Consider the following 22,644-nt stretch of genomic DNA (forward strand, 5'->3'; position numbering starts at 1 on the left):
CTTGAGGTTCGCAATATGAAAATCCTCTCTCCAACGGATGCCTTGTTTTTGATGGCTGAGCATCGTCGCCAACCAATGCATATCGCTGGCTTACAGATATTCGCACTGCCAGATGGAGCCCCCAAGACGTTTATTCGCGACTTGGTGCAGGATATGCGACGTCATTCGGAGCCGAGTGCGCCATATAATCAGCGCCCAGTATTTCGAGGCACATGGTTCTGGCGAGAAGACGAATATTTTGAAATCGACCATCATCTGCGCCATTTATCCTTGCCGGCGCCCGGCCGAATTCGTGAATTACTTGAAATGGTTTCGCGGCTGCACAGCGGACTCATTGACCGCAGTCGGCCCTTGTGGGAAGTGAGTGTGATCGAAGGCTTGGCGGACGGCCGTTTTGCTATTTATACAAAAGTGCATCACTCCGTATTCGACGGCGTTTCGGCGACCTTAGAGGTGATTCGATCTCTCAGCGAAGACCCCACTCAGCGAGCAATGCCACCAGTTTGGGCGCGTATACCTAGTCGTCGCAAGAGATCGGTGGCCTTGGCTCCTTCCGTTAGTCCGGTAAATGGCCTTATACATGCAATAGGGACTAATTTTCGTATTGTCCCCGGTGCAGTGCGCGGGGTATTGGATCTGTTGCGCAGGAGCCGCGGCAAGCCGGCTGACGCGACGCCCTACCAAGCACCGCCTACCATGCTAAACGTACACATCAGCAGTTCGCGGCGCTTTGCGGCGCAGTCATATCCATTAGCGCGTATTAAAGCGGTCGCTAAGGCAGCCGGCGGTACCATTAACGATGTGGCTTTAGCGATGTGTTCAGGCGCCATACGTTCATATCTAGAATCAAAAGACGCCCTGCCTAAAGCGCCACTCATTAGCATGGTGCCGGTATCTGTTAGAGCGGCAGACAGTCCGGAAGGTGGTAATCAGGTTTCCGTGATTTTGGCTAATCTGGCGACTCATATCGTCGACCCGGCTGAGCGCTTACAAGCCGTTACGGCGTCGACGCGGAGGGCCAAGGATCGCATGGCCAAGATGAACCGGGTAGAGCAGCTTGCCTATGCAGCCACCGGACTAAGTCCAATGGCGTTTACGTCAATACTCGGCCTAGACCGTATTCGTCCAGCGTTTAACGTGGTCATTTCCAATGTGCCAGGCTCGAAAAACCCCCTGTATCTTAATGGCGCGAGGCTCGAAGAAACGTATCCGATTTCGATTCCAATTGATGGTCAGGCTTTAAATATCACCTTGACCAGTTATTGTGATTCTCTGGCTTTTGGCTATACCGCCTGCCGTCGGTCAGTACCGAATATGCAGCGCTTGCTAGATTTTACCGAACAAGCATTATCCGAACTTGAAGCCGCTCTTGGGCTTGCATAGAATTGATAATGCGCTTTGCCGGTGAGTTTTAATTTAAACGAGCCATATATTTGTTAATGCATAGGTTGGATTATGAAAAAAAATATAAAAATAATGTTTCCAGCGACGACAGATACGGTAATTACGATGTACACCGATAAAGATTACTTTTTGAATAAGTATAAAAATCTGGGCGCGCATAATATTGTACTTCTCGACGAGTCTTTTGAAGGAAGTAAATTTTCCATCAATATCAAACGCTGTCTGCCCGCCGACGTGCCCGTGCCAAGCTTTGCCAGCAAGTTCTTTAGTGACACTATGACAATTATTCAGCGCGATACTTGGGATGCGTCTATTAAAACCGGCCGCCTAGACATTGAGTTTAAGGGTTTGCCCATCGATGCCAGCTGCGATATGAAGCTGGTGGATGAGGGTGATGGCTCGGCTTTGTTAATGGGCTGGAATATTAACGTTAAGGTACCGTTGATTGGTGGCAAGCTTGAAAAGATATTGATGGAAGATATGAGTAAAAAAGTTGAATTAGACCACGTTGAAAGTGCCAAATTACTAAACAGTTATATGTAATTTTTAGAGTTGGGAGATTATAGCGAACACAGCAATTTATCGTTTAATAAAAATCGACTAATTATTTTGCCGTCGCGAAGTAAAATATAGGCATGATGAGCTTGTTAACAATATGCACGGACTGACACAGCTGCGTCGAGAAAGATGCACTCACCATGCTTAGCATCTTTACAAAGTAATAAACGATGCTACCGTCGATGTTATTCACGTCGAAAAATCAGTACAGATAAAGGTAAGGACTCAAACTATCTAACTATTATATTTACAAGCCTGTGCGTAACAAGACCAAGCGATATGTACCGCCTTTGCCTTGGAACGCGCTGTCGCTTTGGCGAGATGCCATTAAACGAAACTCATCAACAATATCACTGCCAGTAAGCCGCACATCCACGCAACCATACTGCTAATGGAGATTTCTCTGGCGAGTAATCCCTCATTAGGCCGGTATAGGCTGGCTACGCGTTTGCCAAAAGCTTTTATACCTATCATGGCTTGCCCACGGACCTGCTGATCTAAAGCCCACATCAGTGATAGTGAGCCCTTAACCAGACGCGCCAGCGGTCGCCGATAAAACCAATCGCTATCCAGATTGGTGGACGGCAGCTCGGGCGGATACATTCCTTTTAGATTCAACCAAACAAATGCCAAAGCTGAGAAGAACAACAACTGGGTTTGCGTCAATATATGAGTTAGGTCATACGCGCTGTAGTTGGTTGAATAGGGTAAGTGTTGATAGAGCAAATTTGGGAAACTGCCGATACCGATACACAGGGCTGCCGCAATAGACATTGCCAGCAACATATTGCGCGGCGCCTCTTTGCAGCGAATACCAGAGTCGTGGGCAAAAAACGCAAAGTAGGGGATTTTGATACCGGCGTGATGGAACACACCCGCTGAGGCAAACAGCAGCAGTAACCAGATAATGTCGTAGTCCTCTTTCAAGGCTGCCGACATAATCATCGATTTACTAACAAAGCCACTGAACAGCGGGAAGGCAGAAATAGATGCCGCACCGACAATACACAGGATCGCGGTTTTCGGCATAGACTTGTAAAGTCCTCCAAGCTCCGAGCCATTGATACGGCCGGTTCGGTATAGCACTGCCCCCATAGACATAAACAGCAGGCCCTTAAAGATAACGTCGTTAAAGGCGTGAGCGACAGCGCCGTTAATGGCCAGCTCGGTACCAATGCCGATACCAATAATCATAAAGCCTAACTGGTTAATTAAACTGTAGGCCAGTACGCGCCGAAGGTCGTTTTCTATTACCGCGAAAAAGATCGGGAAGCAGGCCATTACCGCACCAATTGTCACCAGTAACTCGGTGCCGGGAAAGGCGCGGGCCATGGCATAGATCGCCACTTTGGTGGTGAAGGCGCTCAGGAATACTGTGCCTGTGGGCGTCGCCTCTGGATAGGCGTCGGTGAGCCAGGTATGGAATCCCGGAAATGCACACTTGATGCCGAAGGCAATGAATATCAGCCAAGCGGCTAGGCCCTCTAGACCAATATAAGTGAATTCAAGACTGCCGGTATTTTGATAGTGAATGATAATCCCGGCTAGCAGTAGCAAGCCCGACACAACCTGTAGAATCAGATAGCGCATGCCCGCGCTATAGGCTCTGTCAGTGCCCCGCGCCCATACTAGGAACACCGAGCTTAAAGCGAGCATTTCCCAAAACAAAAATAGAGTCAGCAGGTCGCCAGCAAATACCGCACCTAGGGCGCTGCCGGCGTAAAGCATGGCTGCCGATTGCTGAACGCGATCTTGCACATGCAGGGAGTAAATAACCCCAATCAGGGCGGCAATGTGGAAGAGATAACCAAACAACAGGTTGAGGTTATCCAGTTTGACCGGAGTTAGCTCCAGGCCCATGAAGGAAGCTAGCACGGTGTAATTTTCAGGCAGCTGCCATAAATTTACGGCGCTAAGGGCAATGGTGCCCAGTAAGGCCGCCGCGCGCACTCGTCCCTGGCATAGACCAGCCAGAATGGCGCCCACGTAAAACAGCAGGAAAGGAGGTAGTTCAATGCTCAACACGGCTGGACTCCTCTACCTTTGGTTCGTCTTGCTGATAATAGTTTTCATCACGCATCACCACTTTGCGCATCAGTGTTGCCACCAATACCAACACCACACATCCCACAAAACCGTATAGGGGATAAAAACTAAAAAGCCCCTCCCAGGGGTGTTCCGTATGACGATGAACCACTAGATCCAGCGCCACCAGCAGACCACAAATGACATACAGGCCAGTGAGGATGTGTTTCACATTTTTAGGTTTGTCGAAGAAATCCTGATATTCACTCATGGCATGGGCACCTCATTAAAAATCCCCGTCGCCAGTTCGTAGGGAATGTCCGGCCAGAAAAATAATGCTATGCAGGCGAGACTGGTAATTATGATGGCCAGCAAGGCCGGTAAAGGCGCTTCCTTTATCGCAACTGCGGCGGTGCCAGATTTGGATTGTTCTGTTAAGAATTTTTCCCCTGGGAAAAATGCTCGCATTGGAATGGGTAGCAAGTAGGCAATATTAAGCAGTGAGCTGACTAATAAGATCACCATCATTGCCCACTGTCCGGCATCCATGGTGGCGCTTAGTAGTAACCACTTACTCCAGGTGCCGCCTGTGGGTGGTAAGCCAATAATGCTTAGTGCACCGATAAAGAAAGCCACCATGGTGATGGGCATTTGGCGTCCCAAACCACGCATTTGACTGATATCACTTTTATGGCTGGCAACAAGAATGGCCCCAGCGCAAAAGAACAAAGTTATTTTTCCCACCGCGTGCATGGCAATATGGGTGGCGCTGCCTATCACGCCGCTCTGGGTGGCTAAAAACGCACCCATACTAATATAGCCAAGCTGACTCACGGTTGAGTAGGCCAGTCTCGCTTTGAGATTGTCTTGGCGCATGGCGACGAGTGATGCCAGCAACACCCCTGCGCCAGCCAAGTAGAGCAGATAATCAGTAAGCGGAATTTCCTGTAGGCGATCGAGACCAATAACAAAGACTAGGATCTTTAACAGGCTAAATACGCCCGCTTTCACCACCGCAACGGCGTGTAGGAGCGCGCTAACCGGAGTGGGTGCTACCATCGCCGCTGGAAGCCAGCGGTGAAACGGCATCATGGCTGCTTTCGCCACACCGAATACGAAAAAGGCCAGGAGTATCGAGAGTAGAGGGCCGGAGAATTCTTCAGGCAGAATGCCGCCTAAACGAAATTCTAGAGTACCGCTGATAACCCAGGTAAATATCATTGCCGGTAAGAAGAAGGCGATGGACGTGCCCATTAGAATCGACAAGTAGACTCGGCCACCTTGCTTGGCTTTTTCGGTTCCCGCATGAGTTACCAGTGGGTAGGTACACAGCGAGAGCACTTCATAGAAAACAAACAGGGCAAAAAGGTTGTCGGCGTAAGCGATCGCCATAACCGCTGAGATTGCTATGGCAAAACAGGCGTAAAAGCGAGTTTGATTCTTCTCATCGTGTCCGCGCATATAGCCTATGGCATACAGCACGGTCACCGGCCAAAGTGAGCTAGCCACCAAGGCGAATAACAAACCCAAGGCTTCAACCCTGAAACTTAAGCTAAGACCGGGCAGAATATCTAGCCAGTGACTATGTAAGGCTACGTCTCCCTGCCACTGCTTATAGATTGCAATATTGGTCGCCAGTAATACCAAGCCAATAACGATGGAGACGGCTTCCCGAAGATTGGGGAAGCGTCCGGTCACACTAATTAGCAATGCTGCCAATAAAGGCAGCGCGATGGCGAAATTTATTAACATAGATTCGCTACTCATCACCGAGCACCCTCTAGCAGGCTGCGGGCAGCCTCAGCCGTAATTTCAATGGGGAGTCGGGTATCAATACCAAAATACACATTAGCGGAAATCAACAACCACAGCGGAATCAGCATCATTAGCGGTGCTTCTCCTGTGGGCGCACCGGCCTCAGACTCTTTGAAATACAGCCTTTCGACAACGCGCCAGATATAGGCCAGTGCTAACAGCGAGCCCATTACAATCAGCATGGCTAGCGGCCAGCGACCAGATTCAATAGCTGCACTCACCAGATACCACTTGCTGATAAAGCCCACCGTGAGCGGCACACCTATTAGGCTCAAGCCGCCGATCGTAAAACTCAGCGACGTGATCGGCATGCGCTTGCCCAAGCCATTGAGGGCGTCAAGTTGACTGCTGCCGAGGCGATACACGATGGCGGCGATTGACAGGAATAGACCGCCCTTCATTAATGCGTGATTAAACAGATGCAGTAATGTCGCCTGCATACCCAGTACGCTTCCCAAGCCGATACCAATGAGCATGTAGCCAATTTGCGCCACACTCGAATAGGCAATCGCCTTCTTAATATCTAATTGGAAGATGGCGGTAGTTGAGGCGCTGAATACTGCCAGCACACCCAGGGCAACAAGAACGTCTGTGAGCGGCAGCGCGGCGGTTTCTAGCTGACCATCAAACACCGTGTAGGTGAATCGAATCAGCAGATATACCGCTACCTTAGTTGAGCTGGCGGCAAGAAATGCGGTGGCAATAGATGGCGCCTCGGCATACGCCTTGGGAAGCCAGAAGTGCAAGGGGAACATGGCCATTTTCAGACCTATACCCACCACAATAAAGGTATAGGCAACAAAGACAGCTTGGGAGTCTTCTACCTTCGGCAATCGCAGTGCTAAATCTGCCATATTCAAGGTGCCGGTCATCATATACATGAAGCCGATACCGATAAGAATAAAGGTGGCGCCGATGGTGCCCATAATGAGGTAACGGAAAGCAGCCCATAAGGCCTGTCGACGCTTGCCTAAGGCAATCAGGGTGTAGGTGGAGAGAGACGAAACCTCAAGAAACACAAAGACGTTAAAAGCATCACCCGTTGACAGTATTCCCAGTAAACCAGCCAAACATAGCAGCCACGCAACATAGAAAAATAGCTGTTTATCAGGCTCAATTTCTTTTTGGATACTGGTTTGAGCGGCAAATAAACTGACTGTGCTGCTTAGTGTAATAATCACTAGCAACCACGCGCTCAGTAAATCTAGGCGATACTCAATGCCCCAGGGCGGAGCCCAGCCACCCAGCTCGTAGGTCAGACTACCAACATCATAGACCTGAGCCAAAAGTAGACAAGCGATTAAGAACGATACCGCACTGACCAGCAGCGCGAACAGCCAGGCTGCCCGGTTGCGACCAACGATAAGGCAGCAGGGCGCGCCAAGCAGCGGTACAATAACCTGAAGAATAATTAGATGGTTTAGCACGAAAGGTCTCTTTTCTGAATGTCGGCTTCTTCGATACTGCCGTAAGCTCTTTTGATTCGGATCGTCAACGCCAAGCCCAGCGCCGTGGTGGCAATGCCAACCACGATCGCGGTGAGAATTAATACATGAGGCAGGGGATTGGAGTAAACATTGCCGGAGTCATTCAATATTGGCGCGGTTCCACTTGTGACCTTGCCGGCGCTGATATACAGGATAAATACCGAGGTCTGGAAGATATTCAAACCAACCAGTTTCTTCACTAGATTGCCCTGAGCAATAACGATATAAAAACCAATCATCATTAGCGCAACGACGATCCAGTCATTGTAATGAGAAAAAATAATACTCATCCGTCTTCACGTCCTTGTTTGTCGAGTTGGCTTACAAAACTGTAGAAGATCAACACCATCACTGCCGCGACCGTAATACCCACACCCAGCTCAATCACAATAATGCCAATGTGCTGTCCGGTAATTGGGTTGCCGGCCAGTACTGAGTAATCCAGAAAGTTGCCGCCCAAAAGCATGGACGAAATGCCAACCGAGCCGTAAAGCAGGGCACCAAAGGCGGCTAGAAAACGAAGCGCGGGGACATCGACAACTCGGCGCGCAAAATCCACACCGAAGAACATCGTGTAAAGAATAATGGCGGCAGCGAAAATAACGCCAGCCTGAAATCCCCCGCCGGGGCCATAATCACCGTGAAACTGCACGTAGAGGCCAAAAATCATAATAGGCGGAATCAAAATCTTACTGACTATCCTAAGGACTTTATGGCCGTGGGCGCCCTCAGCCTTGGGAAGTATGGGTAGGGCGCCGGTGCTTAGTAATGACATCACACCGATAGCCGCAGTAAAGACAACCACCACTTCACCGAAGGTATCAAAGCCGCGATAGCTCGCCAGCACTGAGGTGACTACATTGGGAATGCCAATTTCGGCGGCAGAATCGGAAATATAGCGCGACGCAACGTGCAGCTGTGCGGGAGAATTTGCGTCGCCAAATGATGGCAGGTCCAGCGTGCCATAGATTAACAAGGCGCCAGTGATGCCCACCAGAATCAGCGCCGGTAAGCTCCTCGATCTAGCGCAGGCTTCATGTCGTCCTACTAGCGCTAGGGTTAGCAGCATCAATAGGGGGGAAATACCAGAACCGACGGCCGCTTCGGTAAATGCGACATCTACCGCGTCCATCAAGACAAAAAAGCTTGCTGACAAAAATCCGTAAACACCCGTTAACATCACAACCGCGACTAAATCGCGACTATACGCAATTGCCAACGCCGTCACTACCAGCATGCTGAGTAGGCTAATATCAAGTAAGAGTTCTATGACAGCACCCTCCCAAACCAATCATAGACACTCATTGCCCATCACCTCGTTGTTGCCGAGTCCAAATTGCCTTGGCCAAAGCATGGCTGGCAGCTGGGCTGGTGAATAAAAGGAATAGTAATACCATCACCAATTTAAGAAGCACTAAACTCCAACCGGCCAGCAGCATTAAGCCGCCTAGTATCAGCACGGTCGCCATGGTCTCGGATACACCGGCAGCGTGCATTCGGCTAAGTGTGTCTGGAAAACGCAGCACACCGAGCGCGCCGGTAAAAATTAGAAAACAACCGCTGAGCAGCATCAGCCCGCTCAAAACGTCGACAAACGTAGTCATTCCGATTCCCCCTGCTGCTGCAATCTGTCGGTGTACTCAAAGTAACGCAGCAAGGCGATAACACTAATAAAGTTCATCAGGGCATAGACCAGCGCAATATCCAAAAACTCTGGCCGCCCAGACAAGAAGCCCAGTACCGCAATAAACAGTACCGTCTTGGTACCAAACAGATTCACTGCCAGAACACGGTCAAACACACTGGGGCCGGCGATGGCCCGAAAGATCGCCATGGCCATCACAATAAGCAAGGTAATAGCGGTAATAGATAGAATCATTGTTCTAACCTGCTGACACGATCACTCATCTCACCGTCTTCCAATTCTGCGATATTTTCTGGCACCAAAGCGTGTACCACAATGGTGGTTTCATTGACCTCTAAGGACACCGTACCGGGCGTTAGGTTGATGGAGTTGGCGTAGATAACCCGGCCCATATCGGTCTTCTGAGGAAGATTTAAGGTTTTAACCATAGGTTGAATAGACCCGTTGCCGAGCCATACGCGCTTAATCACATCCCAATTACTGAGGACAATTTTCCACGCCAGCCAAACATAATAGTTCGGTAGTGCTAAGGTAAGATGAATCGGTTGGGATTCGTGATCGATCACGTCCATGCGATGACATATCCACACTACAAAGGCGACAGAGCCAATGCCAAAGCAGATCATAAGAAAATTATAATGCCCGGAGTTCGCGAGCCATATTCCTGATAGAAGCGCAGAAATACTGATGGTATGACGCATTAAATTATCCTTAAGCCGAGTCGACTTTCCTCTCGTTAATTCCAAATCAAAAACCAATTATGGTCATCAGCAGAGGTAATGAGCCTTAAATATCTGCTCCAGCAATGATGCTGCGGTGCCGGTGTAAGTCGGACTAGACTCATCAACAACCAGTATCGCAAGCTCTCTGATGGTCGTGGATTCAGAAAGGCCGTATTTAACTGTTTTTAAAGTATTGATACTTGTCGAACCGCTAGGAGCGCGGGAGAGCAAGGCGCGTTGTGAAAAACTTAGATCACCCATTTCTCCAATTCGAACGTGTGAATTGGCTTCTACATACCCTCTTACAAACGCCGCGCAGGCAGAATTTGCCACACCGCTGTCGGTATTTAGTGATGCTCCACAACTACCACTCAAGTGTTCAGCGCTCATGGGCTGTAAGCCATACGCTGCACCACAAAAAGTCAAAGCTAAGAAGGCGGCAATAAATCGAGACGTATGAAATGTTGTTTTCATTATATTCATAGGTAAATTCAAGATTTCAGTCAGTTTACTTTGGCATTGCCGAGAATGGCAAGCATATGTGCCTCCTTATAGCTCTGACTTGCGCTTTTTGGGTGCCGTATGGCCTTTCTTTATTAAAAATACGGTGACGTCCTCGAGTGCGCTTCAAACTCATCAAGGTTAGTCTAGGAATGAGTAAGCCGCCAACGGGCGGCTTACTCTGGCAGCCCAATCCATGCGTCAATGCTAGTATTGAAAATCAAAGAGTGCTCATTATATAAGGGAAAGATAATGTCTCATAGCGATGTTGCCACACCTGAATGGCAGGCGGGTAAAACCCAGCAGGCTCCAGTCATCGATGCCTATCCAGAGTTTGAACCCGGCAGCTACACATTCAAGGGTGTGACTCGTCCGGTCTATAAATCCGGAAAAGGCCCAGCCATTATCGTGATTCATGAAGTGCCGGGGATCTATGATGACGTGTGTGATTTTGCTCAGCGCTTAAATAAGGAAGGCTTCACAACTTATTTACCCTCTCTACTGGGCACGCCCGGGATGAGCTACTCCACACCAAATCTTATTAAGTCCATGTCTAAGCTTTGCGTCTCTAAGGAATTTAATCGCTTCGCGTTTCGCGAGGAGGCGCCAATTGCCGATTGGTTAAGAGCATTGGCCCGCGATGCTCACCGCGCTTGCGGCGGGCCTGGCGTTGGCGCTATAGGGATGTGCTTTAGCGGCGGTTTTGCCTTGGCGATGATGGCCGATGAATCGGTGATTGCTCCGGTATTGTCGCAGCCCTCCATGCCATTTATGCTCACTAAAAAGCTTCGCCATGACATAGATGTAAATCCCAAGGATATTCCTAAAATAAAAGCTAGAATGGAGCGCGACGATATATGTCTTATTGGCCTGAGATTTAGCGGCGATAAAATGGTGCCTGGTGACCGCTTTAAATATTTAACAGCGTTGCTCGGTGACAAGTTTGTCGGCATTAGTATTGACTCTTCACCTGGCAATTCAAACGGTATTAAGGCGGCGGCACATTCTGTTTTAACTCGCGACTATGTCGACGATGAAAATCATCCCACTTACCAAGCGTTTCAAAAGGTATTGACGCTATTTAAAAAACAACTTATGCCAGTGCCAGCACAGGCTTAGTGATAATGCGCGATATGCAGATCTTTAGTCTCATGGTGGTATTGTTGCGAGCGGCTAGCAAACCGACATTGATTGAAATTAAAGTTATTAGCCAATAGACGGCGCGGCTGAGAAGGGACTAATTTACAAAGGATATATAAAAAAACTATGGGAGCATTATGTTTGGCTACGACGGAATTCATTCGGTATGGCAGTGATTATAAATATTAGCTCGCAGATACTTATGAAATTGAAATTCTAATTACCCCAAAAGATGACATTGACGTTGATTTCATTGCCTTAAAGGCTGGTGGGACTCTGTTGGTCAAGAAGGGCTATGCCTGAGACAGACCGTCGGAGCCGATAAAAGATACCGAGGGAAATATGCGAGCCTCGCTGGTGCATGACGCTCTCTATCAGCTAATGAGAATGGAGGAGCTGAGTACCAGAAGTCAAAGAAAAGCCGCAGAGCAATTGTTTAAGGATATATGCAAGGAAGATGGCGTATTCAATTTCTGCGCTTTCGCCTACTATAAGGCTCTGCGTAAATTTGGCAAACCTGCCGCCAGCGCACAGAGTAAAAAAATTATACACCTTGCGCCGAAACCGTAAGTTGAATCAGCATTTCTTAATTTTGGTTTCCATACCACATTGCGGCCTCTTGTCAGGGAATTAGGAGGTTCGAGTCTTGTTGGCGGAATTAATGTGACGCGAGGTATTGTGAAAATGTAAGACTGGCCAAGCCCGTTGGATTATCATGTCTTTTAATCGAAACGCTAAAAGTTGGCCGGCGCTGGGGTCTTACTATTTTAGCCAACTATTATCAGCCGCTCATTGCGGCCCGATGCGCAAGCCAATTAGGAGTAGAAAATGAACTCAACGCTGATTTTTTGGCCAGTTTTGGCTCAAGTGGTTTTGACCATTTTGGTATTTATTTTGATGGGAGTTAGAAAAGCTAAATCGGTAAAAGCGGGCACGGTCAATCGTAAAGCGGCCGCTTTAGATAATAGAGTTTGGCCCGCTGATGTTGTGCAAGTATCCAATAATATTGCCAACCAATTTGAAACTCCAATATTGTTTTATGTACTCTGTATTGTGCTCTATGTCAGCGGTGGTGTCGGTGTGGCGGCGCTCGTCTTAGCATGGGCATATTCCTTAAGTCGCTATGCTCATGCCTTTGTACACACCAGCTCGAATTACGTGCCGACCAGAATGCGGATCTTCTTATTCGGTACTTTGGTTTTGCTACTTATGACCCTGCTTGCAGGTTTTGAGCTGGCATCCCTAGGGCAGACCCCTATATAAGTGCTTAAGTCTGTTGCCACTGCTTAGCGCCGGTCTTTTGCCAAGTATGCCTTTCACCATAGCGGCTCTATCCGCGATTACGGCTATCTATTTAATTCGCGGCCTAGGCGGTTTAGTTGCGCCATTTGTGAGCGATCATCATCAGGTCAAACAGAACAGCCTAGCGTTTTGGCTATTGAGTTCAGCAATTTTTTTAGTCGTTGCGTCATTCCATAAGCTGGGTCTACTTGCGATATGGCAAACTATATAAAACCCCTTGGTGATCTATTGGGACTGACAGTGGCATAACAATAAGGAGATTCAAGACCTGCGCTATGTCGCTGACATTCTGACTTTTATGCAGTTCTTAGATATCACGACGTCTATATAATAATCTTAGTACAAACTGTCTGCTGGGCGAATTGCTGCCAGATACCAGCGCTGTGGTTATGGTGATTTTACTTCGCTTTCGAAAAACGCTAGAGACGCTAACGCCTCTGGCTGAGACGCTTACTCACGTAACGGTAAGACGGATAGGCTACTCCTCAAAAATGTTGGCGGTGTTACTTTGTGGGCGGGCCATGTTGAGGGTGTGGCTTTAGGAGATTTGGGCGACGGCCGCTGGGACTTTCTGGTTCTAGTACATTATCCGTCTAAGGCAAAATTTTAGAGATGATGAGATCTGAAGACTACCAAGTTATTAACAAGGACAGAGAAAGCGGTGTAGAAGATCATGTCATTCTAGCTGCGGATAAAAGCTATTCGACGTTTTTAATTTAGCCAGTAATAATAGTTATATGAGCAAGATCTTACTTAATCAGCGCAGCATGAAATTATGAATAGACAAATCGCATTTATAGGCAAGATGGCGAGTAAAGACCAAGATGCTTGGTTGGCTGCGATACGGCCACTTCTAGTGGATGCGGCGATCATCCCGTATGAGGAAATAAGCCCTGAGCAGAGAATGAATATTGAAGTAGCCATTGTCGCTAATCCAGACCCAAAGGACTTGGCAACGCTTCCGGCGCTGCGGTGGGTGCAAAGTTTATGGGCTGGCGTAGAGAGACTTGTTGTTGAATTGCCTAAGGTAAATTTTGATATTGTTAGAATGATTGATCCCAATTTAGCGTCGACAATGGCAGAGGCTGTGCTTGCCTGGACATATTATCTGCACCGCGATATGCCTAAGTACCTGTTTCAGCAGAAACATAAAATATGGCAGCAAGGCGATTTGCGAGAACTTAAAGATCGTAATATTGGTATTCTAGGCTTAGGGCAACTAGGTAGGGCAGCAGTAGAAAAGCTATTACTAAATGGTTTTAATGTCAGCGGCTGGAGTAGACGCTTAAGTAATATGGAGGGCGTTAAATGCTTTGCGGGCATGGACCAGCTTGCTGACATATTGGCGAAATCTGACATACTTATTTGCTTACTGCCGTTAACGGCCGAAACCCATGGCTTATTAAATGATAAAAGACTGAGACTTTTGCCTACGGGGGCGTCAATTATTAATTTTTCTCGTGGCCAAATAATAGATCAAGACGCTTTATTACGACACTTGGAAAATGCCCATTTAGACCATGCTGTGCTAGATGTTTTTGAAACGGAACCGCTACCCATGACTAGCGCCTTATGGGATTCTCCAAAGATAACAGTATTACCGCATATATCGGCGCCCACAAATACTCGCACTGCTTCCGAAATTGTAGCGCGTAATTTAATGACTTATTTTGAGACCGGTAAGATACCGGAATCCATCAGCCGCCCCCGTGGCTATTAAAAGCTTAAATTTAAAGTCGTTTGTCTAGATTCCTAGGGTCGGGGCTTCAGTGATATTTTTATAGCAGTGTGTCGATATAAAGTGAATAGCCTCACAGGCGTTTTGTGCCGCGATGTTAGCTTTTCCAGTACGTTGGCGTTAGCACTAAAATAATCGTCATAAACTCTAGTCTACCCAACAACATTCCGACACTGAGAATCCATTTACTGCTGTCTGGCAAGCTCGAAAAGTTGCCGGCGGGTCCGATGATGTTGCCAAGGCCTGGACCGACGTTCATGAGTGCGGTGGAGGCGCCGGTGAGACTGGTGACAAGGTCGAGGCCACTAAAGGCGAGAAGCAGGGTAATGATGACTAGGGATACCAACATAATGAATACAAAAGTGACGGCCGAAATAACGATACTGTCGTCTACTGCACGGCCGTTATAGTAGCGCCGGATCATGGCGCGGGGGTGAACGGCGCGTACTATGCTTTCTTGCATCATCATAAATAATAATTGGAAGCGAAAAATCTTGATCCCACCGCTGGTAGAACCAGAACACCCACCGATGAACATGGCGAAGAAAAATGCAGCGACGGCAAGTTCTCCCCATTGTGAGTAGTCGCCGCTGGCGAAGCCCGTGGTGGTGATAACAGACACCAAATTAAACGTGGCGTAGGTAAAGGCGTGCAGCAGGTCAAGGCCTGTCTCCGACATAAGATACAATGTCATAATGACGCTGATGATGATAATGGTGAGTAAAAAACCGCGAATTTGTTGATCGTTAAATACCCGCCAATTGCGCTTCATTAAAAAGTGCACGTAGATGGCGAAGGGCAGGGCGCCAAGGATCATGAATGCAATCGCCACCCAGTGGCTGCCGAGGTCTGCGAACTGTGCGAAGGAGCTATCTGAGGTTGAGTAGCCGCCAGTGGAGATTGTTGTCATGGCATGGTTAACCGCATGGAAACTGTCCATACCGGTAAACATAAAGGCGAGGGTGCAGAGAAAGGTCAGAATGATATAGACGTAAATAATCATGGTAACCATGGTGCGCGAACGCGGTATGGCTTTGTCCGACCAGTCAGAGGATTCGGTTTGGAATAAACGCATACCACCGACTTTGAGAAAGGGCAGAATTGCTACCGCCATGCCGATAACGCCTAGACCGCCAACCCACTGCAGCATTGAACGCCACACCAAAATATCGTGGGGCATGGTGTCTAGGCCGGTGAGTACGGTGGAGCCTGTTGTGGTGAGGCCAGACACCGACTCAAACACCGCGTCGGTGATGCTGGAAAAACCGGGAATCAATAAAAAAGGCAGGGCTCCGGTTAATGAAATGAGAAGCCATGAGCTAGTAGTAATTAAAAACATCTGCCGTGGGTTGAGCATATTGATGCGGTGTGATCGCGACAACAGCCACCCGCCGGCGGCAAGGCCGACGGTGAGAGCGATGGAGTTACTAAAAGCCGCAGTGTTCCCAGTGTGGTAAATAATTGCCATTAGCAGTGGCACGGTCATCAACAGGCCAAAGACCAGCAATATTAAGCTGCAGACTTTTAGCACCGGCTTAATAAGTGTCGACTGAGTCATTATTTGGTCACTGTCACTGTTTATTACATCTGGTCGCGTTGGTAGAAATCAGTTTTCCTGAGACCGGATGAGACCCAGTTCAGAAGAACCTGCACCACAGGAAATAATAGATTTAAACGCTGTGTCGAGCTTTATATCGGGCCGCGTTTCCACGCACTCGGGTGGCAGATGGTAGACAAATCCAGACGTTGGATTGGGGCCGGTGGGCACAAATACTGTGAACCAGCCATTGCTATGGCGGCTAGTGATTATGGCGGTGGCGCGGACCGGATTTTGGGTGCCATAAAGTTGCACCACAGCGACCTCACCTTTGGTAAACGGAGAGTTGCTATTGGTACCGAACATTTGTTGAATGATGTCGCGAATTAAGCGGTAGCCAGGCGCGAAACGCGCTAAATGTGCGTCGACGAAATTTTGCGCCCAGCGCCCAGCGCTAGTGGCCACAACGGTACCGACAATAAAGCAGCTAAAGAAAATAAGCGCGATAACTATTAGGTCGACTAGAAGTGGCGGCGCACCGCTTATCCTGACTAGGGGGCTGGTCATGGGGGCAATCAAGGACTGCACACTATTGACCGCCCAACGCAGGCCCAGCAACAAAATGATGATCGGGGCGATAACTAATACACCACCGATAAATGACTGATTAATAAAATGTTTGAATCTATTCATGATGGCCCGCGCTGATGATGACGTGCCGCAATAATAAGCAGTATTGTGTGACGTCTTTGTATGATGAATTACTGGATAATGATACCGCATTTGCGATAACCGAAGTGCTAATGTTTATTAGCGCAGTAGGCTTAGTAATTGGTCTAGCAGGCGCTCTAGTTTGCGCAGTGATCCGCACTCAGCGACGAAGTGACTGGCGCTCTGATAGCGACGTATTTCTGAGTCACCGGTATTCCAGCTGTGATGGGATTCTGGATTAAACCAAAGGACCAGTCTGGCGCGATGATAAATACTGCGCAGTGCATCGATCCCGGTGTCTCCGCCGTTGCCTCGGCCGTCGCCAAGAATGATAACGCAGCTGCGGCGATTGAGCTTGTCTTCTATTTGGGTCCAAAAGCTATTTAGCGCCAAGCCGTAATCGCTGCCCCCCAGACCGTGCCGCTGGTGAATAATGGCCAAGGCTTCGTCCACCGGGTATTGCTTAAACAAGTCGCTGACTTCAATACTTTGGCCACAGAAAACAAAGCTGCGGGTATTGGGTAGAACATCGCTCAAGGCCTGTACAAAAAGGAGTAGTACCCGCGACCACGCGCTGACAGAACCACTGATATCGCACAGTACAAAAATATCGCTTTTATCTTTGCGGGTGGTCTTCCAAAAACGGTGGAAGGGAACGCCGCCATAGGCGATGTTCCGGCGCAGGGTTTTACCCAAATCGAGTTTGCCGCGCCTAGCACTCTTGTGCCGCTGACGATGACGAGAGGCGAGTTTTTTAGCCAGTTTACGAATGATGGGCGGCAGGCGCTCGCGGTGGTAATGCTCCATTGCTGACAGCGAGGTGTCTTGCAAGCTGGCGTCGCGAAGTTGCTTGCTAGCGTTATCGTTATTTAATAGCAGCTGACGGTCGATAAGGTATTTTACGGCGGCAATTTGGCCTTCGCGCAATTGCTCCAACACATGGGCTTTTTCGTCGTCGCCGGCGTCGTAAAGTTTTTTAATGTCCTCTAGTGTTTGCTCGTCATTTAGGGCCGTTAAAATCTTGCGCCGGTAGACCCCGCGCTGAGTGCGATATTGGATCTTTTCGAGGTTTATTTCTGCGGCGGCGCGTATAACATCTTTTAGCGTGCTGTCGCGCTGGCCGCTGCTTCCGCCCCCGCCCTTACCTTCGCCCTTACTCTCACCTTCGCTCTGGCCATCACCGGCGCCTTGTCCGTCATCTTCGCCTCCTTGGCCTTCGCTCGCACCGTTGTCGCCACGCGCTGTTTGGTCTTCGTTTTGGCTGCCCTGCGCCTCAGGTGTATCGCTATTTTCAGCGCGCTGTTGATCGTTAAGGTCAGGGGCATTTTCACCCGCTTCAAGTTGAAAGAAGCGCTCAAAACATTCGCCAAAGCTATTGTAGTCATCCACCGTTTTAGCAAGGCTGCTCGCGAGGCCGTCCCGTAATAGCGTGGGATCGCTGTAGCCCAAGGTGGCCACTACACGCATTGCGTCTAGCGTCTCGGCGGTAGATATTGCCAAACCGTGATTTCTCAGGTGGCGAATAAATTGCAGTAGAGTTTCGTCCACGGGGTTTACAGGTGCCTATTCGCGCGTTTAATTAGGCTGTGTAATTCTGGCTCAAGCATATTGATATCTTCTTCGTATTTGAGCAGTACGTTAAGTGTGTCATCGACTAGCTGCCGCGACAGGCTATCGCAATGCAGTAGCAATAAGCTGCGCGCCCAGTCTATGGTTTCGCTGATGGCGGGTTGCTTCTTTAAATCGAGTTTGCGGACGTCGTGTACAAAGTTGACCAATTGGCGTCGCAGTTCGTCGGGGACTTCTGGCACTCTGCTTTGCACAATCCGGCTTTCCAGTTTTGCCTCTGGAAAGGGAATATATAAGTGCAGGCAGCGCCGTTTAAGCGCGTCACTGAGGTCGCGGGTGTTGTTGCTGGTTAGAATGACCAAGGGTTTGTGAACGGCTGCTAGGGTGCCAATTTCTGGCAGGGTGACTTTAAAGTCGGCGAGAATTTCTAAGAGCAGTGATTCAAATTCATAGTCGGCCTTGTCAATTTCGTCTATCAGCAAGACGGCGCCATTGTCGCTTTGCAGCGCTTTGAGCAAAGGTCTTGGTTCTAAAAACCGCTCAGAATAGAAAATGTCATCGAAATTATGTAGGCGCTCTACCGCATTCGATAAACCATCGGCGCCGTCGAGAATCTCGTTGAGTTGTTCTTTCAGTACCTGCACGTACAGCAGTTGCTTGCTGTATTTCCAATCGTAGAGCGCTTTGCTTTCATCTAAGCCCTCGTAGCACTGCAAGCGAAACATCGGCTTGTCGAGCATGGCAGCGGTGGCATTGGCGAGCTCAGTTTTACCTACACCCGGCGGCCCTTCAATCAGGATGGGGCGTTCCAGCTGCTGCGCAATATAGAGCGTGGTGGCAATGGCGGAGCTGGCGATATAGCCCTGCTCGGCGAGCTTGGCAATGAGCTGGTCTATGTCCTTGCGGGCGTCTGTCATAAGGTGTTCCGGTATATTGTATAAGTTAGCCAGAAATCAGCGGCCTTAATGCCGTCCAATGTTGTGGGTAGTTCTTTTGTATGTCTTGGGCACTGGCAAATTGGTGATCATCAAAATCAAAACCGGGGCACACCGCCTCAGAGATTAGGCCGTACTCACCGTCTCGCAGTTCGGATGCTTTCCAGTATCCGCCGGGCACCAGCATTTGCAGCTGTTGGCCGGCGGTCACATCTGGCCCCATAACTACATTTACTATACTGCCGTCTGGCGCTACTAAGGTGTAGTAAAGAGGGCTGCCGTGCTGCCAAAAGTGGAGTATATCTGAGCGGTTACTATGTAAATGGCCGACTGGGCTGGCTTTAGTGAGCAGGTAATATATAGCCGACATGGCAGCGCGGTCGCCGCTCAAGTGGCCGGAGGTAAAGGTTCTACAAAAATAGCCACCTTCAGGGTGAGGCTCTAAACTGAGCAGCTCAATAAGATCATCGCTGTTGGTATCGTTGGAAACCATAGAGTGCTGCGTTAGCCGCCTGTGGTGTTCATAAATCGAACAATTTGGGGCTCGTCGTCTAAGGAGAAATGGTGGCTTTCGGGCTTGAGATCCATTGCTTGGATGATGGCCTGCTGCAATTTTTCCTCATCGCCGGGATAGCTGTCGACAAGTTCTTTGAGGCTCACTGAATGTTCATTGCCAAGGCAGAGTAACAGGCGACCCTCTACGGTTAGCCGCACACGGTTACATAAATGGCAGAAGTTATTGCTGTGTGGCGATATAAAGCCGATCCGTGACGTGCTGTCGGTCATACGATAGTATCGCGACGGCCCACCGGTGTTCTCGGTGGTAGGGGTGAGCGCGTAGCGCGCTTCTATTTGTGTGCGAATTTGCTCGCTGCTAATAAAGCTCAGGGCGCGGTCGTGCTCGCTAATATTGCCCAGTGGCATTTCTTCTATAAAGCTAATATCGATGTGTTTGTCGCGAATGAAGTCGATAAGATCTAAAATTTCGTCGTCGTTACGTCCTTTGAGAATCACCGCATTTAATTTTAGGCGGTCAAAACCGGCATCGCGGGCGGCGTCAATTCCGGTCAATACTTTCTTTAGGTCACCAAAGCGAGTTAATTCTTTAAAGCGAGCGGGCTGCAGGCTGTCTAGGCTGATGTTCATACCCGTCAGCCCAGCGGCTTTTAGCGGCGCGGCGAATTTATCGAGCTGGGCGCCATTGGTAGTGAGGTGCAGTTGTTCTAGCTGTTCAATTTTCCCCAGGCGCTCGATGAGCGACATCACATTATTGCGTACCATGGGCTCGCCACCGGTCAGGCGAATTTTTTTAACGCCCAGCTGCACAAAACTGCTCGCAATGTCGTACAACTGTTCCAAACTAAGAATTTGATTGCGTGGCAAAAAAGTCATGTCTTCTGCCATGCAATAAACACAGCGGAAATCGCAGCGATCAGTGACCGATAGGCGAAGGTATTCAACTCCGCGGCCAAAGCGATCTTGTAGTGGGGCATCAGTGTTAATCATGGTGTCGATATTAGCACATGTATTGAATGCTGGCAGTGCTGTGTTTTATTATGGTATTTCAGGGTATTAGCGCTATCTGGCCAATATCAGGATAATTAATTTTGAATGATAAATAGGGCGATATATGAAGTTTTTTACGACCGTGGCTTTAATTTCAGTCTGCGCGGCATTGCCTGTATATGCTGCAGACAATGCGGCTAATCCTGCTAGTTCCAGCCACGTTGCGACAAGTAATAACACCACCACCCAGTCTGGTGCGATTTATGACCGCCATGGCCAGCCGGTAACGGCGATACAGATCGGCAAGGCCCGCGCAGCAGAAGCCGCAGTGAAAAAAGCGGGGGTGGCACCAGACTCGACTGAAGCGGCCATGATCCGTATCAGCATGGGGCAGTCACCGGAAACGGCCTATCAACCATACAACGGTATTTACGATGCCCAAGGTAATCGCATCAGTAGTCGCCAGGCGGCGGAAGACTTGGCAGTAGAAGAGGTGGTCCGTCGCAGCGGTGCCGAGCCGGGCTCTGAGCGCGAAGCCATTATTCGCGCTGCCGCAGCCGGCGAAGTCGAAACCGCCGAGGGTGATGAAGTTGATGGCCCCACAATGGAAGAGGTCGCTAAGGAAGTCGCTGTGCAGCAAGCTATTTTGCGCACCGGTATAGAGCCCGGCTCGGCAAACGAGTCGCTGATTCGTATGGGCGCCGATGTCATAATGGAGCGCTACAAAAACTGGAAGTAATGCGCTTCTGAGCGACGATCCCAATGATCGCCGCTCAATATAATAAAACCTCACCCTGCGCTGCAATTGGCGTTTTTTGCCATCTTCATGTCTCATTTTGTCATTGTCTCTCCGGCTTCGAAGAGTAAAGTGTGAGGCAATTGTGGGGCGTCGATAGTGGCGCTTGCTTAGCACCCTACTGAGGCTTGATTGCGCTGTTGTCGCGTCGGGCCAGTTCAGCCGAGGATAAGAATATGATTACCGAGACCAATACGATAAAACGCTACCCCATGCCAATGCCCTTTGGCTGGTTTGCGGTGTCTTATTCTGACGAATTAGGGGCCAGCGAATCACGCGCAGTGCACTATTTTAGTCAAGAGCTGGTGTTGTTCCGTACCGAGGCTGGAAAAGCCGTATTAATGGAAGCCTATTGCCCCCACTTGGGCGCGCATTTGGGCCATGGTATTCATGAGCGCTCTGGCACCGGTGGCGGCCGTATTGAAGGTAATAATATTGTTTGCCCTTTCCACTCTTGGAAATTTAGCCCCGAGGGTGAATGTGTTGAAGTGCCCTACGCGAAAAATATGCCGCCAAAAGTAGTGGGTCAAAAATGCCTTAAGACTTTCCCTATCCGCGAAACCAATCAGGTTATTTGGGCTTGGTATCACCCAGATGGTGTTGCGCCGTTGTGGGAAGTGATTAGTCATGACGAGGCCAATAGTGACGATTGGTCGCCACAGGATCGTTACGAGTGGATTATTCATACCCATCCCCAAGAGATGGCAGAGAACGCAGCTGATCCCGCACATTTTAAATATGTGCACGGCACGGCTTCTTTCCCCGAATGGGAAACAACCTACGACGGCTATTTTGTGCGCGGCTTGCAGGTGGCGAATATGCCTACCCCTCGCGGCGAAGTGAAAGGCTCTATTCGCACTGGTAGTGCTGGTCCAGGCCAAGGCTATACCAAGTTTGAAGGTATTGCCGACACGTTTTTACTGGGGCTGACCACGCCGATTGATGAGCATAAAGTACAGGTGCGATTCGCGTTTATCCAACCTAAGATAAATGGCGAAGTGAAGAAAGGCGGTGTTAACGCCGCCATTATCGCCAATATTGTTGGTCAGCTGGCAGAAGATAAGCAAATCTGGGAGCATAAAATCTATCGTCCGCTACCTATTCTTTGCGATGGCGACGGCCCGATTGCTAAATTCCGCAAATGGTATAGCAGATTTTACGCGGAAAATTTTGATTCGCGGGCCATGTAAGCCCCAGCAATAGGCTTTATATTCCGTTCTTTTTGGCGTTGTGATCCGGTTAGGCTGTGCCTT

The 22,644-nt window shown here is 49.2% G+C and carries 24 protein-coding genes; 8 read left to right on the top strand and 16 right to left on the bottom strand.

Annotated features, from left to right (window positions below; translation table 11 throughout):
• Window positions 1–15: 15 nt before the first annotated feature.
• Window positions 16–1,383, top strand: a complete 1,368-nt coding sequence (locus ACI955_RS05955; protein ID WP_415242815.1) for a WS/DGAT/MGAT family O-acyltransferase — start codon at window positions 16–18, stop codon at window positions 1,381–1,383.
• A gap of 72 nt (window positions 1,384–1,455) precedes the next feature.
• Window positions 1,456–1,947, top strand: coding sequence for a DUF2505 domain-containing protein (locus ACI955_RS05960; RefSeq protein WP_415242816.1), 492 nt, complete (start codon window positions 1,456–1,458; stop codon window positions 1,945–1,947).
• 342 nt (window positions 1,948–2,289) lie between these two features.
• On the opposite strand, the gene ACI955_RS05965 is transcribed toward ACI955_RS05960, so the two are convergent.
• From ACI955_RS05965 to ACI955_RS06010, 10 genes are all read right to left on the bottom strand, one after another.
• Window positions 2,290–3,987 (bottom strand): Na(+)/H(+) antiporter subunit D, encoded by a 1,698-nt coding sequence (locus ACI955_RS05965; RefSeq protein WP_415242817.1) that lies wholly within the window; start codon window positions 3,985–3,987, stop codon window positions 2,290–2,292.
• The gene (locus ACI955_RS05970) at window positions 3,974–4,258 is read right to left on the bottom strand and encodes a hypothetical protein (protein ID WP_415242818.1); all 285 of its coding nucleotides are present in this window, start codon (window positions 4,256–4,258) and stop codon (window positions 3,974–3,976) included. Before ACI955_RS05970 ends, ACI955_RS05965 begins: the two co-directional genes overlap by 14 nt.
• The gene (locus ACI955_RS05975) at window positions 4,255–5,754 is read right to left on the bottom strand and encodes a proton-conducting transporter membrane subunit (protein ID WP_415242819.1); all 1,500 of its coding nucleotides are present in this window, start codon (window positions 5,752–5,754) and stop codon (window positions 4,255–4,257) included. Before ACI955_RS05975 ends, ACI955_RS05970 begins: the two co-directional genes overlap by 4 nt.
• Window positions 5,754–7,229, bottom strand: coding sequence for a monovalent cation/H+ antiporter subunit D family protein (locus tag ACI955_RS05980; protein WP_415242820.1), 1,476 nt, complete (start codon window positions 7,227–7,229; stop codon window positions 5,754–5,756). Before ACI955_RS05980 ends, ACI955_RS05975 begins: the two co-directional genes overlap by 1 nt.
• Window positions 7,223–7,579 (bottom strand): cation:proton antiporter subunit C, encoded by a 357-nt coding sequence (locus ACI955_RS05985; RefSeq protein WP_368374396.1) that lies wholly within the window; start codon window positions 7,577–7,579, stop codon window positions 7,223–7,225. The genes ACI955_RS05980 and ACI955_RS05985 overlap by 7 nt, the downstream gene beginning before the upstream one ends.
• The gene (locus tag ACI955_RS05990; RefSeq protein ID WP_415242821.1) at window positions 7,576–8,580 is read right to left on the bottom strand and encodes a DUF4040 domain-containing protein; all 1,005 of its coding nucleotides are present in this window, start codon (window positions 8,578–8,580) and stop codon (window positions 7,576–7,578) included. The genes ACI955_RS05985 and ACI955_RS05990 overlap by 4 nt, the downstream gene beginning before the upstream one ends.
• Before the next feature lie 10 nt (window positions 8,581–8,590).
• A complete protein-coding gene (gene mnhG / locus ACI955_RS05995) occupies window positions 8,591–8,893 on the bottom strand; it encodes a monovalent cation/H(+) antiporter subunit G (protein ID WP_368374398.1) in 303 nt (100 codons plus the stop codon).
• Window positions 8,890–9,168 (bottom strand): monovalent cation/H+ antiporter complex subunit F, encoded by a 279-nt coding sequence (locus tag ACI955_RS06000; RefSeq protein WP_368374399.1) that lies wholly within the window; start codon window positions 9,166–9,168, stop codon window positions 8,890–8,892. The genes mnhG and ACI955_RS06000 overlap by 4 nt, the downstream gene beginning before the upstream one ends.
• On the bottom strand, window positions 9,165–9,635 hold the full coding sequence (locus tag ACI955_RS06005) for a Na+/H+ antiporter subunit E (protein ID WP_415242822.1): 471 nt from the start codon (window positions 9,633–9,635) through the stop codon (window positions 9,165–9,167). The genes ACI955_RS06000 and ACI955_RS06005 overlap by 4 nt, the downstream gene beginning before the upstream one ends.
• Before the next feature lie 66 nt (window positions 9,636–9,701).
• Window positions 9,702–10,139: a hypothetical protein gene (locus ACI955_RS06010; protein ID WP_415242823.1), complete on the bottom strand. Its 438-nt coding sequence runs from the start codon at window positions 10,137–10,139 to the stop codon at window positions 9,702–9,704.
• A 270-nt stretch (window positions 10,140–10,409) separates the two neighbouring features.
• On the opposite strand from ACI955_RS06010, the gene ACI955_RS06015 reads away from it, so the two are divergent.
• The 4 genes from ACI955_RS06015 (at window position 10,410) to ACI955_RS06030 (ending at window position 14,319) form a co-directional block, all read left to right on the top strand.
• A complete protein-coding gene (locus ACI955_RS06015; RefSeq protein ID WP_415242824.1) occupies window positions 10,410–11,276 on the top strand; it encodes a dienelactone hydrolase family protein in 867 nt (288 codons plus the stop codon).
• 363 nt (window positions 11,277–11,639) lie between these two features.
• On the top strand, window positions 11,640–11,867 hold the full coding sequence (locus ACI955_RS06020) for a hypothetical protein (RefSeq protein WP_415242825.1): 228 nt from the start codon (window positions 11,640–11,642) through the stop codon (window positions 11,865–11,867).
• Between the two features lie 258 nt (window positions 11,868–12,125).
• The gene (locus ACI955_RS06025) at window positions 12,126–12,560 is read left to right on the top strand and encodes an MAPEG family protein (protein ID WP_415242826.1); all 435 of its coding nucleotides are present in this window, start codon (window positions 12,126–12,128) and stop codon (window positions 12,558–12,560) included.
• An 814-nt stretch (window positions 12,561–13,374) separates the two neighbouring features.
• Window positions 13,375–14,319 carry a 2-hydroxyacid dehydrogenase gene (locus ACI955_RS06030; protein WP_415242827.1) on the top strand — a complete coding sequence of 315 codons (945 nt, stop codon included), beginning with the start codon at window positions 13,375–13,377 and terminating at the stop codon, window positions 14,317–14,319.
• 115 nt (window positions 14,320–14,434) lie between these two features.
• Here the strand turns inward: ACI955_RS06030 and ACI955_RS06035 are convergent, their stop codons facing one another.
• From ACI955_RS06035 to moaA, 6 genes are all read right to left on the bottom strand, one after another.
• Window positions 14,435–15,895, bottom strand: a complete 1,461-nt coding sequence (locus tag ACI955_RS06035) for a TrkH family potassium uptake protein (protein WP_415242828.1) — start codon at window positions 15,893–15,895, stop codon at window positions 14,435–14,437.
• Between the two features lie 48 nt (window positions 15,896–15,943).
• Window positions 15,944–16,567, bottom strand: a complete 624-nt coding sequence (locus ACI955_RS06040; protein WP_415242829.1) for a DUF502 domain-containing protein — start codon at window positions 16,565–16,567, stop codon at window positions 15,944–15,946.
• 117 nt (window positions 16,568–16,684) lie between these two features.
• On the bottom strand, window positions 16,685–18,133 hold the full coding sequence (locus ACI955_RS06045; RefSeq protein WP_415242830.1) for a VWA domain-containing protein: 1,449 nt from the start codon (window positions 18,131–18,133) through the stop codon (window positions 16,685–16,687).
• A gap of 5 nt (window positions 18,134–18,138) precedes the next feature.
• Window positions 18,139–19,071 (bottom strand): AAA family ATPase, encoded by a 933-nt coding sequence (locus tag ACI955_RS06050; protein ID WP_415242831.1) that lies wholly within the window; start codon window positions 19,069–19,071, stop codon window positions 18,139–18,141.
• Between the two features lie 25 nt (window positions 19,072–19,096).
• The gene (locus tag ACI955_RS06055) at window positions 19,097–19,582 is read right to left on the bottom strand and encodes a cupin domain-containing protein (RefSeq protein ID WP_415242832.1); all 486 of its coding nucleotides are present in this window, start codon (window positions 19,580–19,582) and stop codon (window positions 19,097–19,099) included.
• Between the two features lie 11 nt (window positions 19,583–19,593).
• Window positions 19,594–20,595 (bottom strand): GTP 3',8-cyclase MoaA, encoded by a 1,002-nt coding sequence (moaA, locus tag ACI955_RS06060; protein WP_415242833.1) that lies wholly within the window; start codon window positions 20,593–20,595, stop codon window positions 19,594–19,596.
• Between the two features lie 124 nt (window positions 20,596–20,719).
• Between moaA and ACI955_RS06065 the strand changes: the two genes are divergently transcribed.
• Both ACI955_RS06065 and ACI955_RS06070 read left to right on the top strand, forming a co-directional pair.
• Window positions 20,720–21,334 (top strand): hypothetical protein, encoded by a 615-nt coding sequence (locus tag ACI955_RS06065; RefSeq protein WP_415242834.1) that lies wholly within the window; start codon window positions 20,720–20,722, stop codon window positions 21,332–21,334.
• Window positions 21,335–21,567: 233 nt separating this feature from the next.
• A complete protein-coding gene (locus ACI955_RS06070; RefSeq protein WP_415242835.1) occupies window positions 21,568–22,581 on the top strand; it encodes an aromatic ring-hydroxylating oxygenase subunit alpha in 1,014 nt (337 codons plus the stop codon).
• Window positions 22,582–22,644 lie beyond the last annotated feature (63 nt).

Source organism: Zhongshania sp. (assembly GCF_047636175.1).
Lineage (GTDB): Bacteria > Pseudomonadota > Gammaproteobacteria > Pseudomonadales > Spongiibacteraceae > Spongiibacter.